General features: G+C 68.0%; 13 protein-coding genes. 5 read left to right on the top strand and 8 right to left on the bottom strand.

Annotated elements, in window-relative coordinates:
- On the bottom strand, positions 1-387 hold the full coding sequence (locus M3B11_RS02000) for a metallopeptidase family protein (protein ID WP_102162856.1): 387 nt from the start codon (positions 385-387) through the stop codon (positions 1-3).
- Between the two features lie 25 nt (positions 388-412).
- Here M3B11_RS02000 and M3B11_RS01995 point away from each other — a divergent pair, with 25 nt between their 5' ends.
- From M3B11_RS01995 to ahcY, 3 genes are read left to right on the top strand one after another with little or no spacing between them, the layout of a single operon-like run.
- Positions 413-745 (top strand): DUF3499 domain-containing protein, encoded by a 333-nt coding sequence (locus M3B11_RS01995; protein ID WP_165883309.1) that lies wholly within the window; start codon positions 413-415, stop codon positions 743-745.
- Positions 745-2,178 carry a phosphomannomutase/phosphoglucomutase gene (gene manB / locus M3B11_RS01990; protein WP_259875010.1) on the top strand — a complete coding sequence of 478 codons (1,434 nt, stop codon included), beginning with the start codon at positions 745-747 and terminating at the stop codon, positions 2,176-2,178. Before M3B11_RS01995 ends, manB begins: the two co-directional genes overlap by 1 nt.
- 15 nt (positions 2,179-2,193) lie before the next feature.
- Complete coding sequence (gene ahcY, locus M3B11_RS01985; RefSeq protein ID WP_259875008.1) at positions 2,194-3,645, top strand: adenosylhomocysteinase; 1,452 nt, start codon at positions 2,194-2,196, stop codon at positions 3,643-3,645.
- A gap of 10 nt (positions 3,646-3,655) precedes the next feature.
- Here the strand turns inward: ahcY and M3B11_RS01980 are convergent, their stop codons facing one another.
- Positions 3,656-4,576: an RDD family protein gene (locus M3B11_RS01980; RefSeq protein ID WP_259875006.1), complete on the bottom strand. Its 921-nt coding sequence runs from the start codon at positions 4,574-4,576 to the stop codon at positions 3,656-3,658.
- A 224-nt stretch (positions 4,577-4,800) separates the two neighbouring features.
- A complete protein-coding gene (locus M3B11_RS01975; RefSeq protein WP_259875106.1) occupies positions 4,801-6,492 on the bottom strand; it encodes an HNH endonuclease signature motif containing protein in 1,692 nt (563 codons plus the stop codon).
- A gap of 246 nt (positions 6,493-6,738) precedes the next feature.
- Here M3B11_RS01975 and M3B11_RS01970 point away from each other — a divergent pair, with 246 nt between their 5' ends.
- Positions 6,739-7,737 (top strand): stage II sporulation protein M, encoded by a 999-nt coding sequence (locus tag M3B11_RS01970; protein ID WP_259875004.1) that lies wholly within the window; start codon positions 6,739-6,741, stop codon positions 7,735-7,737.
- Positions 7,738-7,844: 107 nt separating this feature from the next.
- Here M3B11_RS01970 and M3B11_RS01965 read toward each other — a convergent pair whose 3' ends face one another.
- Both M3B11_RS01965 and M3B11_RS01960 read right to left on the bottom strand, forming a co-directional pair.
- Positions 7,845-9,137 (bottom strand): DUF58 domain-containing protein, encoded by a 1,293-nt coding sequence (locus tag M3B11_RS01965; protein ID WP_259875002.1) that lies wholly within the window; start codon positions 9,135-9,137, stop codon positions 7,845-7,847.
- Positions 9,134-10,075, bottom strand: coding sequence for a MoxR family ATPase (locus M3B11_RS01960; protein ID WP_259875104.1), 942 nt, complete (start codon positions 10,073-10,075; stop codon positions 9,134-9,136). Before M3B11_RS01960 ends, M3B11_RS01965 begins: the two co-directional genes overlap by 4 nt.
- Here M3B11_RS01960 and M3B11_RS01955 point away from each other — a divergent pair.
- Complete coding sequence (locus M3B11_RS01955) at positions 9,977-10,606, top strand: hypothetical protein (protein ID WP_259875108.1); 630 nt, start codon at positions 9,977-9,979, stop codon at positions 10,604-10,606. The two genes, M3B11_RS01960 and M3B11_RS01955, sit on opposite strands and share 99 nt — an antisense overlap.
- On the opposite strand, the gene M3B11_RS01950 is transcribed toward M3B11_RS01955, so the two are convergent.
- The 3 genes from M3B11_RS01950 to M3B11_RS01940 are packed head-to-tail and all read right to left on the bottom strand — an operon-like array spanning position 10,537 to position 13,585.
- Positions 10,537-11,781, bottom strand: a complete 1,245-nt coding sequence (locus tag M3B11_RS01950; protein WP_259875000.1) for a DUF4350 domain-containing protein — start codon at positions 11,779-11,781, stop codon at positions 10,537-10,539. The two genes, M3B11_RS01955 and M3B11_RS01950, sit on opposite strands and share 70 nt — an antisense overlap.
- Complete coding sequence (locus M3B11_RS01945; protein ID WP_259874999.1) at positions 11,778-12,473, bottom strand: DUF4129 domain-containing protein; 696 nt, start codon at positions 12,471-12,473, stop codon at positions 11,778-11,780. The genes M3B11_RS01950 and M3B11_RS01945 overlap by 4 nt, the downstream gene beginning before the upstream one ends.
- Positions 12,470-13,585 (bottom strand): hypothetical protein, encoded by a 1,116-nt coding sequence (locus tag M3B11_RS01940; RefSeq protein WP_259874997.1) that lies wholly within the window; start codon positions 13,583-13,585, stop codon positions 12,470-12,472. The genes M3B11_RS01945 and M3B11_RS01940 overlap by 4 nt, the downstream gene beginning before the upstream one ends.
- Positions 13,586-13,666 lie beyond the last annotated feature (81 nt).

The raw sequence follows: 13,666 nt of genomic DNA, 5'->3' as shown, positions 1-13,666 counted from the left end.
TCAGGGCAGCAGATCGTCGGGGTGGCGGCCGCACAGCACTGAGGCCTGCTCGGCGAGCACCTCGGCGACGAGTTCGTTGAGCTCCTCGAAGTCCTGGCACCGGCTGACGACCGGCAGCCGGTAGATGACGATCGTGGCCGGGCGGTCGCGCCGAGCCGGAAACACCCGGCCGAGCTCCACCTGGCGCGCCGGCGGCGGGACCTGGTCGACAGCCAGGCGCACCTCGGAGAGATCGCCGTCGGCGCGCAGCCGGATCTGCTCGAAGATGCGGGCGGCCAGCGCGGCGAAGCGCTGGGCGCGGGTGCGCTTGGCCGGCACCTCGGCGAGGAACAGCTCACCGCGCACGCCACGGCCGTGACGGTCCCGGGGGAGGCGGCGGGCTGGCATACCGCGATTGTATTAGACTCGTGGCGTGCCTGGAGTGAGACTGTGCTCGAAGATGAACTGCAACCGTTCAGCAGCGTGGACGCTGACATACGTCCACGCTGATGCGTGTATTGTCATCGGTCCGCTGTCCATGCACGCCCAGCCGGGAGCCCACGATCTGTGCAGCATGCACGCCGAGAGGCTGACCGCACCCGTCGGCTGGCAGCTCATCCGCCTCGGGCAGGGGGAGGAGACCCCGGAGCGCAGCCGCGATGACCTGCTTGCGATCGCCGACGCCGTGCGCGAGGCCGCCAAACCCAAGCCGGAGCCCGAGGGGCGCACCCACGGGCATCTGCGTGTGATCGGAAACGGAGACTGATGACGACCCGAGCCGCACAGCTTTCGCGCGCCGTCAAGGCCTACGACATCCGTGGCCGGATCGGCGTCGACCTCGACGAAGACGTCGTCTTCGCCATCGGCTGGGCGACAGCTCACGTCATGCACCGCGAGCACGGCAGCAGCCGGGTCGTGATCGGCTGCGATATGCGCCCGGACTCCCCGCGGTTCGCCGAGGCGCTGGCAGCCGGGGTCGAAGCCGCCGGGTTCGAGGCCACACGGCTGGGCATGACGTCGACGGACCAGCTGTACTTCGCCTCCGGGCACTGGAATGCCCCTGGCCTCATGGTCACGGCGAGTCACAATCCTGCTGACTGGAACGGCATCAAGATCTGCGGCCCGGCCGCCGCCGGGATCTCCCGTGATTCCGGACTCGACGCCATCCGCCTGCTCGCCCTCGAAGCGCCCGAGCACCCAGGCGAGACGACCGAGCAGACACCCACCGCCTCGGGCACGGCCGCCAGCGAACTCGCTGAGGCCTTCGCCCGCCGGATCCGGTCGCTCACCGGGATTGAGGCGATCGACCGGCCGCTGCGGATCGTCGCCGACTGCGGCAACGGGATGGCTGGCAAGCTGCTGCCCGAGGTGTTCGGCACCGGAGCTGGGCTGGCGGCGACACCGATCGATGTCATCGGGCTCTACACGGAACTCGACGGCACCTTCCCCAACCACGAGGCGAACCCGCTTGACCCGGCGAACCTGCGCGATGTGCAGGCCGCAGTCGTCGGCCACGACGCCGACCTGGGTCTGGCCTTCGACGGCGATGCCGACCGATGCTTCTTCATCGACGAACACGGCGAGGCGGTCTCAGCGTCTGCGATCGGTGCGCTTGTGGCCGTCCGCGAGATCAACCGGGCTCGTGCGCAGCGCGGCGAAGCGATGCCCGTCGTGCTGCACAACCTCATCACCTCACGCGCCGTGCCCGAGGCGATCGCCGCGGCCGACGGGCAGGCTGTGCGCACCCCGGTGGGCCATTCGCGGATCAAGCAGCTCATGCGCCTGCATGATGCCGTCTTCGCCTGCGAGCACTCCGCGCACTACTACTTCCGTGACTTCTACGGCGCGGATTCCGGCATCCTGGCTGCCTGCCATGTGCTCGCCGCACTTGCCGAGACGACCCAGCCGCTGAGCGCACTCGTCGCCGAATGGAACCCGTATGTCGCCTCCGGGGAGATCAACTCCGTCGTCGACGACCCCGAGGCCGCCCTTGCCCGGATCCGGCAGGCCGCCTTCGAGGGTGTGTTCGGCGAATGCCAGGTCGATGACCTCGACGGGGTGATGATCGAAATGCCCGAGGCGTGGTGCAACGTCCGACCGTCGAACACCGAACCGCTCGTGCGCCTCAACTGCGAGACGCCGGTGCAGGAGCGCACCGATCAGCTTGTGTCCACAGCTCTGGAACTCATCCGCCGATAGCCGAGAGGAACCCCTATGCTCGACCACCGCATCGCAGACCTGTCCCTGGCCGAAGCCGGCCGCCATCAGATCCGCCTGGCCGAACGGGAGATGCCCGGGCTCATAGCCCTGCGCGAGGAGTACGCTGCCGCGCAGCCGCTGGCCGGCGCGAGGATCGCCGGATCCCTGCACATGACCGTGCAGACCGCCGTGCTCATCGAGACGCTCACGGCGCTCGGCGCTGAAGTGCGCTGGGCGTCATGCAACATCTTCTCCACCCAGGATGAGGCGGCTGCCGCCGTGGTCGTGGGGGACGGAACTCCCGAGGCGCCGGCCGGTGTGCCGGTGTTCGCGTGGAAGGGGGAGACGCTAGCGGAGTACTGGTGGTGCACCGACCAGATCTTCCGGTTCGCAGACGGCCCGAACCTCATCCTCGATGACGGCGGCGACGCCACCATGCTGCTCATCGAAGGCGCCCGTGCAGAGGCCGCCGGCGGTGTGCCAGAGGCAGGCGATGACGATCCGGAGGAGAAACACGTCTTCCTCGACCGAGTGCGCCAGTCGCTGACTGAGGACGGGCAGCGGTTCACGAAGATGAGCGAGCAGATGCTCGGCGTCAGCGAGGAGACGACGACCGGAGTCAACCGGCTGTACCGGATGGCTGCAGCAGGTGATCTGAAGTTCCCAGCGATCAACGTCAACGACGCAGTTACGAAGTCGAAGTTCGACAACCGCTACGGCATTCGTCATTCCCTGCCGGATGGCATCAACCGCGCCACTGACGTGCTCATCGGCGGCAAAGTCGCGCTCATCATCGGCTACGGAGACGTCGGCAAGGGCGCTGCCGAGGCGATGCGCGGGCAGGGCGCCCGGGTGCAGATCACCGAGATCGATCCTATCTGCGCTCTCCAGGCTGCAATGGACGGCTACGAGGTGGTGCGCACCGAGGACGCGATCTCCTCAGCCGACTTCGTCATCACCACGACCGGCAATACGAAGGTCATCACCACAGAGCACCTTGCGCTGCTCAAGCCGGGTGCCATCGTCGGCAATGTCGGGCACTTCGACGACGAGATCGATCTGGCTGCCATGCGCCGTCAGCCTGGTGTCGAGGTGGTTGAGATCAAACCGCAGGTTCACGAGTGGACGGTGCCGGTGCCCGCTGAAGCCGGCCTCGGCCGAGAGGAGACGTCGTTCATCGTGCTCTCCGAAGGGCGCCTCCTCAATCTCGGCAATGCGACCGGGCACCCGTCCTTCGTCATGAGCGCCTCGTTCACGAATCAGGTCATGGCCCAGATCGAGCTGTTCACCTCGCACGAGGACTACCCGGCTGGCGTGCACCGGCTGGCGAAAGAGCTCGATGAGAAGGTCGCGCGGCTGCATCTGCCAGCACTCGGCGCGCATCTGAGCGAGCTGTCGAAGGAACAGGCCGAGTACATCGGCGTCGACGTGGCGGGGCCGTACAAGCCCGAGCACTACCGCTACTGAGTCGTCACCGCTACTGAGTCATCTGCGAATACACGGACGAGGCCGGTCGCTGCTGGAGGCCAGCCTCTGCCGTCGGTGCTGCCGGGGCAGCCTGATGAGTGTCTCGTCGTGGGGCGTCAAGTGAGAGGCCGAAGGGCAGCTGTCCGACACGCTGCTGGAAACGCTGGGCTGTGCGTGCGGTCTTCTCCATCTGCCGGGAGTGTTCCGCGCGGGTGCACCCAACGACGGCTGCGAGAAACTCCTCGGGCAGAGTTCCCTCTGGAGGAGCAGGGGCGACATACGGGTTGAGTTCCTCGGCCAATTCAACGGCACGATCCCAGCGTGACCCGGGTTCGCGCAGGTGTGCTGAGATGAGGAACTGGGTGACGCGGTAGTACAGGCCGTTGGGGATCGCAGAGATATCTGCGCTGCGCGCCCAGGCCCGGAGTCGTGGCGGCACGTGGATCTGGACGATGGGCGGCATCTTCGCCCGTTCATTGACTGCAATCGTGCCTGCCAGGTAGTCACCGAGGCGTTTCGACTGAGGTGAGAGCAGGCCGACGAGTGCGGCGAGTCCGGCAGCGGTGCCGAAGATCTCGAAGCTGTAGAGCAGTGCGCGCAGGAAGGAGTGCCGGGCGCTGATCGCTCCGCCGTCGTCCCGCACGATCCGCAGACCGCAGATGAGCTTTCCGATCGATCTGCCACGGGTCAGCATCTCAATGGTGAACGGGACGATGAGCAGACAGAGGACAGACAGCAGGAGGACCACGGTCTCGAAGACGAGCGGTTCGCTGATCGCGAGCTGATCCAACAGCCATGAGGCCGAGATCACGACGGTGATGTAGAGCGCCGTGATGATGACGTAGTCGATGGCACACGACACGGCGCGCATCGCCAGCGACGCTGGACGAATATCAAGGGCGATCGCCTCGCCGGTCACAAGTGAGCTCACGCAAACATCCTGACACAGGTGGGCACGCCCAGCCAGTGACCGGACCGGTAGCCGCCAGCAGATTCAGCTGCGGGGAGCGCAGATGAACGGGGCGGGGCACTATGTGGTTGTCAAACATCGTTCTGTCACTGCGGTGGTGCTGCAGGCAGCGCTGGTAGAGAAACGACGAGAAGTCGCTTCGGGCAGGTCGTCCGTCTCGGTTAGGTCGTCGGTGGCGGTGCGGTCTAGGTCGTGAGATTGAGCAGCTGCTCGGCGTGCGCCTGCCCGATGGGATTCGAAGGTGGTCTGGCTGTCAGTTGGTGGCCGCCGGGCAGCATCCAGGTCAGCATCCCGGTCTCTGGGTGGCGGGTGACTCTGAGTCTGTCGTCTGTTTTCATCTGGTGGTGCTCCCGGCACAGCGGGTGAAGATTCCCCATACTGGTGGGTCCGCCGTCTTTGGGGTTTTCGTGGTTGAACGGCTCAATATGGTCCAGTTCTGCTTTGACAGCTGACCGGTCACAGCCAGGCAGTGTGCAGTACTGCCATTTCTCTACCAGCGCGATCCGCATCTTCTCCGGGATCGTGTACGTCTCAGCTGCGTGATCGAGGACAGTGCCATCGGCCGGGTCGGTCAGGATCCGGTAGAGCGTCGAATGGCCCGTTCCGGTGAGCTGCCGGGCGGTCTCGGGTGCGATGGGGTGGCCGTTGACCATCCCCGGCACACGAGCGTCATCGTCTTCGCCGGTGTTCTCATCGAGGAGGGTGAGTGCTGGGACGGTGATGGTGATGCGGGCTTGGCGTTTGAGCCACTGGCCATCGACGGGGCACTGGACACCTGTTTCGGCAAGCGTATCGGCGATCTTCTCAGCGGTGGCATCGACATCGATGCCTGCGGGGTTCGCCGCTTCTACAATGCATCCATCGAGCCCGCCTGGGGTGGAGTCACCGACCCGGCCTGGGGTGGAGTCACCGACCCGGCCTGGGGTGGAGTCACCGACCCGGCCTGGGGTGGAGTCACCGACCCGGCCTGGGGTGGAGTCACCGTCGACAGGCTTGGTGGTCAGTGTGCCTGCGGGTTGGCTGCCGGTGAGGAAGTCGAACATCAGCTCACCCATGCCCCGCTGGTCGACGATCTCATGATTCTCAGGTACTCCGAGCGGCTGCCCGAGTCCTTTGATCACCGAGCGTGCCATGCCGGCCAGCCGTGCTTCTAAGAGAGCGATCTGATGAGATGGTCCGCGAGCGATGAGGATCCCGAGTCCGTGGGGTTCGTAATAGGTCTCCACAGTGCGACGATCCCGGACCTGCCTGGTTCGTTGTTCACGCGTGACAAGAGTGGAAATCAGTTGGGTGACAGCACGTTTGAAAGCCGTCATATCCGATACCCGGATCCGTGCCAGTCCGGCATCGAAGTCCGCCAGATACTCAGGCTCCAGGCTCGCAGCGCGTGTCGCCCCGTGAAGATACCTGTCATAGCCGATCACCCCGGCACGGGCTTGGGAGGTGAACTCGGGCAGCCCGACAAGCCCTGCCGCAGCAGTCTGTACACGTGACCGGACCTGTTTGACGGTGGTGTCGAGGGCGTCTGCCATGTGCATCAGCGACGTCGACGAAGTCCGTTCGACAAGCCACGCGTAGGCATCCCGGCGCTGCTGGGCTTCGTTCCGGTAATCCGTGCCGTCACGATCCGTCCGTCCCAGCGCGCGGGGATCGGCAGCGAGTTCACGCACCGCATCGACCTGGATTGTCACGTCCTCGTGTGAGTCAGAGGCGATGCGGGCGAGGAAGGCATCGAAGAGGCACCCCAGCCCTGTCATCCGCTGGTGGTCGATGCCCTGGTGGGTGGATCTGAGCCGGTAGAGGCAGTCAGCGAAGTCAGAGGTATCGGCCACCGTGTCGTTGCGGCGGGGTGTGATGACCTGGTCTTCGACGAGCATCGTGGTCACCTCCTTGTGATCTACCGCGATCTTTCTGGTTTCAAGTCTAGGCGTGTTCGATATGATGTGACAATAGTTTCGACTGTGTTCACATGCAACTCACATAAACATGTGCCTGCCGTGGTTCTGGTTCCAGTCTGCCAGCAGCCACGGACAACCCACCCATCGAACTCAACCCCCACCTCGGGCACGGCCTGCGGCACGCCCGCCGGAGGCACCCCTCACTTGCGGTTATGCTGGGATCCTATGGACCCCGCACTCGTCGCCGAACGCCACGCTGGCGAATGGGAGCGCCTATCGCGCTTGGCGAAGAAGAATGTCCTCAATCCCCATGAGGCCGAGGAGTTCCTGCGGCTGTACCGGGCGGCGTCGAAGGACCTCTCGCGTATCCAGACGGTTGCCCCGGACTCGGAGATCTCGGTGCGACTGTCGAACATCGTGCACCGCTCGCGCACCCAGCTCACGAGCGTGCCGACCGGCGCAGGCGGGGCGCTCGGGCGGTTCTTCACCATCTCGCTGCCGGCGGCGCTGTACCGGCTGCGCTGGTTCTTCGTCTTCACCTTCGTGTTCTTCGTCGGCATCTCCGTGCTCACGACCCTCTGGGCCTACCACACACCCGGCGTGCTGCCGGCGCTCGGCAGTGACGAGATGCGCCGCCAGCTGGCCGAACGCGACTTCAAGGAGTACTACTTCGAACACCGCAACGAGGTCTTCGCCGTCGGCGTGTGGACGAACAACGCCTGGATCGCGCTGCAGTGGGTGGCCCTGGGCATCACCGGGATCTACGTCATCTTCGGGCTCATCGTCAACGCCGTCAACGTCGGCATCTCCGGGGCGATCATGTTCGAGTTCGACAAGAGCGGGGACTTCTTCTACTACATCCTGCCCCACGGCATCCCCGAGATCACCGGCATCCTCATCGCCGCCGCCGCGGGCCTGCGCATCTGCGTCGCCTGGGTCGTCCCCGGTCCGGAGCTGCGGCGCACCCGCTTGGCGCGGGAAGCCCGCACGACCATCACCGTCGGCCTCGGCCTCATCATCTATCTGTTCTTCTCCGGGCTCATCGAGGGCTTCATCACCCCTTCCGAGCTGCCCAACGTCATCCGCATGGGCTCCGGGATCCTGCTGACGGCGGCGATCTTCGCCTATGCGATCTACTTCGGCCGCCCCGCGCTCAAGGCGGGCGTGAGCGGGGACGTGTCCTCGGACAAGGCCGGTTACAGCATCGTCGCCACGGACCGCTGATCCGTGTCCGAGGCGGGTCTCGGGTGGCGAGGCGCCGTGTCCGAGGCGGGTCTCGGGTGGCGAGGCGCCGTGCCCGAGGCGGGGCTCGCCTCGGTGCCGGCGGCTGGCTAGAGCTTGCCGCTGGCTTTGAGCGAGATGTAGAGGTCGGCCAGCTGCGGGGCGAGGTCCTCGGGTTCCGCGTGGACGGTGTGGATGCCGGCATCGGAGAGTGCATGACCGAGTGAGCGGGCGGTGAGCAGGTCGTGCTCGGCGGCTGCGGCGCGGTAGACCTGGGCCGGGGAGTAGACCTGTGCAGCGAGGTCGCCGAGGTCGGGATCGGCGACAGAGGCGATCGCCAGCCGATGCCGGGCGCGCAGCACGGGCAGGGCCGGGAGCATGTCCTGGGCGATGGTGCGCTCATCGAGGGCGGTGAGGAAGACGACGAAGGCGCGCTGTGTGCTCAGCCGCAGCGTCTGGGTGACGATCTCGTTCCAGTCGGCGTCAATGAGCTCGGGGAACACATCGGCTAGGTCGTTGGTCATGATGCCGAGCGGATCGGAACCGGAGATTGGGCCGATGTGCCGGCGCACACGTGCATCGGCGACGAGGATGTCGACGCGGTCACCGCCTCCTGAGGCCAGCGCGCCGAGCAGCATCGCCGCCTCCATCGCTGCGTCGAAGGAGGTGCCGTCGCCCATCCGGCGGGCGGCCAGGCGGGAGGAGTCGAGGACGATGACGACCCGGCGATCGCGTTCGGGCCGCCACGTCTTGACCATGAGGTGCTGGGCGCGGGCGGTGGCCCGCCAGTCGATGGAGCGAACGTCGTCGCCGCGGACGTATTCGCGCAGCGAGTCGAACTCGGTGCCCATGCCGCGGGTCATGAGCAGTGTGCGCCCGTCGAGCTCCCGCAGCCGGGCGAGCTTCGAGGGCAGGTGTCTGCGGGAGGCGAACGGCGGCATGACGCGGATCGCCGCCGGCACCTCGACCGACTGCTGGCGGCAGCACAGCCGCAGCGGCGAGGCCACCCGGACGGTGACGAGGTCCGCCGGCAGCTCACCGCGGCGGGTGGGCACCAGCCGCGTGAGATGCTCATGCTGCCCGCCGGCAGGCAGCCGCACCTGCAGCCGGTTGTCCTCAGCACCTGCAGACGGTGGCCAGGCGTCGCGGATGTGCAGGCTGGCAGCCCGCGTGCCTGCGTTGATGACGGTCAGCGTCGCATCGGTCTCATGGCCCAGGCGCACCCGTCTGCCCGGCGTGCGCTGCAGGCGGATCGTGGCAGGAGAGGCCGTGGCCATCCAGTCGATGAACGCCACGAGCATCACGCCTGCCAGGGCGATTCCGGCGGTTCCCCAGCTGGGGAAGACCATGACCGGGATCGCCGCCAGAGCGACGAGGACGACGAAGCGCCAGGTGATGATCATCGCGGCACGCGGGTGGTGTCGATGATCGAGGCGAGCACCTGGTCGACGGTGATGCCGTCCATCTGCGCCTCCGGTCGCAGCATGACACGGTGGCGGAAGGCCGGCGAGATGAGCGCCTTGACGTCATCGGGGGTGACGAAGCCGCGCCCGGACATCCACGCCTGCGCCTGGGCGGCGGCCAGCAGCCGGGTGCCGCCGCGCGGGGAGATGCCCATCGCGAACGACGGGGCACTGCGGGTGGCCTGGACGAGGTCGACGATGTAGCCGAGCACCTCGGGATCGACGTAGATGCCGCCGACTCGCTTGCCGGCCTCCAGGATCGTCGCGGCGTCGGCGACGCGCTCGATGCCGGCATCGGACAGGCGCCGGCCGTCGAAGCCGTGGGCGTGGCGGGTGAGGATCTCGAGTTCGGTGTCCCGCTCAGGCAGCGTGAGCATGAGCTTGAAGAGGAACCGGTCGAGCTGTGCTTCGGGCAGGGGATAGGTGCCGTCATGCTCGATCGGGTTCTGGGTCGCGGCAACGAGGAACGGCTGGGGCAGCCGGCGGGTCTGCCCGTCGACGGAGACCTGCCGCTCCTCCATCGCCTCCAGCAGCGCCGACTGGGTCTTCGGCGGGGTGCGGTTGATCTCGTCGGCGATGAGCAGGTTGGTGAATACCGGGCCCTCGCGGAACTCGAAGTCCCCGGAGCGGGTGTCGTAGATCATCGAGCCGGTGACGTCGCCGGGCATGAGGTCGGGGGTGAACTGCACGCGCGTCGAGTCCAGTTCGAGCGCCTCGGCCAGTGCGCGCACGAGCAGAGTCTTCGCCACGCCGGGCACACCTTCGAGCAGCACGTGCCCGTGGCACAGCAGGGCGAGCAGGATCCCGTCGACGGCCTCATGCTGGCCGACGACGGCCTTGCCGACCTCATGGCGGACGGCGAGGAATCGATCGCGCAGTTCGTGGTCGCGGTCGCCGAGCTGGTGCTCGGCCGCCAGCCGCTCATGGAGTCCTGGCTGTCCCGCGCCCGAGGCGGCGGGCAGCTGTTCGTGAGCCGGAACCTGTCCGTGCGGTTGGCTCGTCACCTGTCCGTGCGGTTGGCTCGTCACCTGTCCGTGAGGCTGGCCCGTCACCTCTCCGTGAGGCTGGCCCGGAACCTGTCCGTGCGGTTGGCCCGGCACCTGCCCGGGGGCTGGCGCGGACGCGTGCCCCGGCTGGCCGGGCTGCTGGCCATGCAGCTGGCCCGGCATCTGCCCGTGGGTTGGCGCATGCTGCGGCGGCAGCGGCGCTTGGCCGGGCTGGATCCCCGGCTGGCTGCCGACGGGCCCGAACTGCGGGCTGCCAGGCCCGCCCGGCTGGCCGCCCGACCCGAACGGACCAGCATGCTGTTCCGGTTGCTGAGGATGGTGGGGAATGTCGGTCATGTCGGGGAGACCTCGCTTTCGATGGCGGTGATGAGGACGGCGATGTCTGAGAGCTGCCGGTCGTGAGCCGGCGCTCCCTCGAGATAGGCGTAGCGGACTTCGGCCAGGTCGCGGCCGGTGTGGGCGGCGATCGCAGCGCACAGCTGCTCGGGCCGCTCCTGGGAGGGCCGGGCGAGCCGGGCGGCGATGCGCAGCAGGGAGGCGGTGCGCAGCGCGTGCAGCGACTCGGTGCGGGCACCCGCCCGCTGCATGAGGGCTGCGCGGCCGTGGACGGTCTCGACCGGCGGGACGACGACCGGCAGCCGCTCGACGGCCAGCGGTCCGAAGCGCCGGATCCGCCACCACAGCAGCGCGGCAGTGAGGGGGATGAGCCACAGCAGCGCGACGCCGAACCACGGCGGGACGAAGGTCAGCGCATTCGGCGGCTCCTCTTCGCCGGCCGAGGGCTGGTCGCCGGCCTGCGGCAGGTAGACGACGAGGTTCTTGTGCTGGCCGAGGGTGTGCAGCATGAGCGCGGCATGGCCCTCTTCGTCGAGCGAGGCGTTCGTCATCCACGTTTGCGAGCCGAGGACCGTGACATCGGCACCGTCCGCCTCGGCGCGGGCGTAGGCCCCGGCGCCCGGCGGGACTCCGGGGAACGTATAGCAGGTGGTGACTGCGTCCTCGTAGCTCGGGGCGGCTGCGTAGACGCCATCGGCGCCGCGCACCTGCCCGGCGGCTGCGGCGGCCGGGGCCTGACAGCCTGGCTGCAGCAGCTCGTGCTGTCCGTCGCTTTCGAAGTAGGAGGCCGTTCGCAGCGCTGGGGTGAAGTCCTCGACGTCATAGCCGGGATCGGCCAGCACAAGCGAGTTGCCGCCGCTGCGCACCGCCTCACCGATCTCCTTGCGCGTCTCGGTCTCGCCATCGGCGTCGAGGTCGATGTAGAGCACCGTGGTGTCTGCCGCCGCGGCGGCGGTGCGCGCCTCCTGCCGCGATTCGGTGACCGTGACCTCGACCCCGCGCTCGCGCAGAATGTCCATGAGCGCCTTCGTGCCGGAGGGCTGCACCGACTCCGGGTGCAGTGCGCTGGTCTCCTCGTCCAGGATCGAGAGGAAGAACCCGCCGATCGCCGTCACCAGGATGACGGCTGCGGCGGTGACCCACAGCGCGGCCGCCCGCGAGCCGCTGCGCAGCCGGTCAGCCCGGCCCGGCCCGGTGTGAGCGGTGGTGCCGCGGACGGCGAGGTCGAGGCTCGTGCTCATGCGCCAGCCTCCCGGCTTCCCACACCCGAGGCGGTGCTCGCGTGGGCCGATCCCGGTCCCGAGGCGGTGCTCGCGTGGGCCGATCCCGGTCCCGAGGCGGAGATCCGCTCAGCCCGGGACAGCAGGTCCTGCCAGTCGGCGGCACTGGCGTGGGCTTCGCCGAAGGTCACCGCGTCGAACAGGGCACCGGCGGCATGCGCATCAGCGGCAGCCGGCGGGCAGGCCGCAGCCGCAGCGCCAGCCAGTTCCGAAGCGGTCGAGGCGGCGGTCATATCGATGAGGCCGGCGGCGACGAACCGGGCGAAGATCGCCCGCACACCGTTCTGCACCGCCAGCGTGTAGTCTCCCTTGCCGGCTGCCGTCTGGGCGGCATCCCAGAAGGCCTGCGGGTCGATCGTCTCGGCTCGCTCGGCGGGGTCGAAGGCGGCGAGGTCGACACCGCCGCTGGTGCCGCGGCGGACCCGCCGGATGACGAGGACGACGAGCCCGACGATGATCGCGGCGATGATGAGCAGCGTCCACGGCGAGTCGAGCGCGGCAGCGCTGTCGATGAGCCCGTCGAAGAACCGGTCGATGGCCCGGCCGAGCTTCTCCAGCGGGGAGAGATCGGCGTCGCGGTACTCCGGTTCGGACAGCTTCTTCTCAGCCCAGCGCCGGGCCTCGTCGCGATCGGGGGTCAGGGGAGTGCTCATGTGCGGCGATCCAGCTCCTCGGCCTCGCGCAGCAGCAGGAGGTCATAGCCTTCGAAGCGCATCCTGCGGTCGAAGTACAGGCCGGTGATGACCCCGGACTGGTAGGCGTAGAGCACCGCGGTCGCCGCCGCGGTGAAAGCGAGCCCGAGGATCGTCAGCACACCGATCACCACGGTGGCGAAGGTGTCGGCATCGGTGGAGTCGAGGAAGGTCAGCGAGACGATGAGCGCGGCGATGAAGAAGATGAGCAGCAGCGGGAAGACGATGATGCCAACGAGCTGCGAAGACAGGTAGTACGACAGCAGCAGTGTGCCGGCGGTGGCCCAGAAGCGGCGGCCGGTGAGCTTCCAGGAGCGGGCGAAGGCCTGCCGGATCGTCATCCGCTCCAGCGCGATCGCGCAGCCGACGAAGGCGGTGCGGACCATGAAGAAGACCGTGAACACGACCCAGGCGAGCGCCCCGAGACCGGCAAGCAGGAACCCGACGACGGCCTGCGCGGTGAACATCGCGATGACCACTCCGGGAGCGAGCAGCAGCGCCAGAGCTGCGAAGTGCGCCCCGCCGAGCAGGGCGGTGGCGGCTATCAGACGCAGCCGCTGGCCGGCCAGCAGCCCCCAGGTGCGGCGCAGCGTCGTCGTCGACCGCCCGCGCGCGTCGACGGCGCGGCCGCCGGGCGGGGTGAAGAACGCCTGCCGGGCCGGGATCGAGAGAAGCCCGGAGAGGAAGTGCAGGAAGCACAGTGAGAGCAGAGAGACAGCCGAGGCGCCGAACTGCATGAGGAAGGACAGCCCGCCGACAGCCTCGGTGTTGCCGGCGATGCCGACGACATAGCCGAAGCTGAACCAGATGAGACCGGCGACTGCGGCACCGACAGCGAGCAGGAACAGCGTCAGCGCGATCATCGCGGTGCCGACGGAGACCCCGGGGCTGAAGCGCAGCAGCCGGAACCCGGCATCGAGCGACTCGGCGAAGCGCATCGGCCGCTTCGACAGCACGCCCGGCTGCGGAGCCGGCTGCCAGGCCGGGCGGGTGCGGGTCTCAGTGCGCGGGTGCCAGCGGCCGGTCGCCCAATCGGTCTGTGCGTCCCAGGCGGCGCGGTCGGTGACGAACAACGGCACCTCCTGGTTCGGGGTCAGATCACGCCCCATTCTATGCACACGTGCCCAGTGCCGAGACGACATTCGGGCACTCAC

The organism is Brevibacterium sp. p3-SID960 (assembly GCF_025144725.1).
In the GTDB taxonomy this organism is placed as follows: Bacteria; Actinomycetota; Actinomycetes; order Actinomycetales; family Brevibacteriaceae; genus Brevibacterium.
Note: the sequence above shows the minus strand (reverse complement) of the source record. Positions and strands in the feature narration are given on the sequence as shown.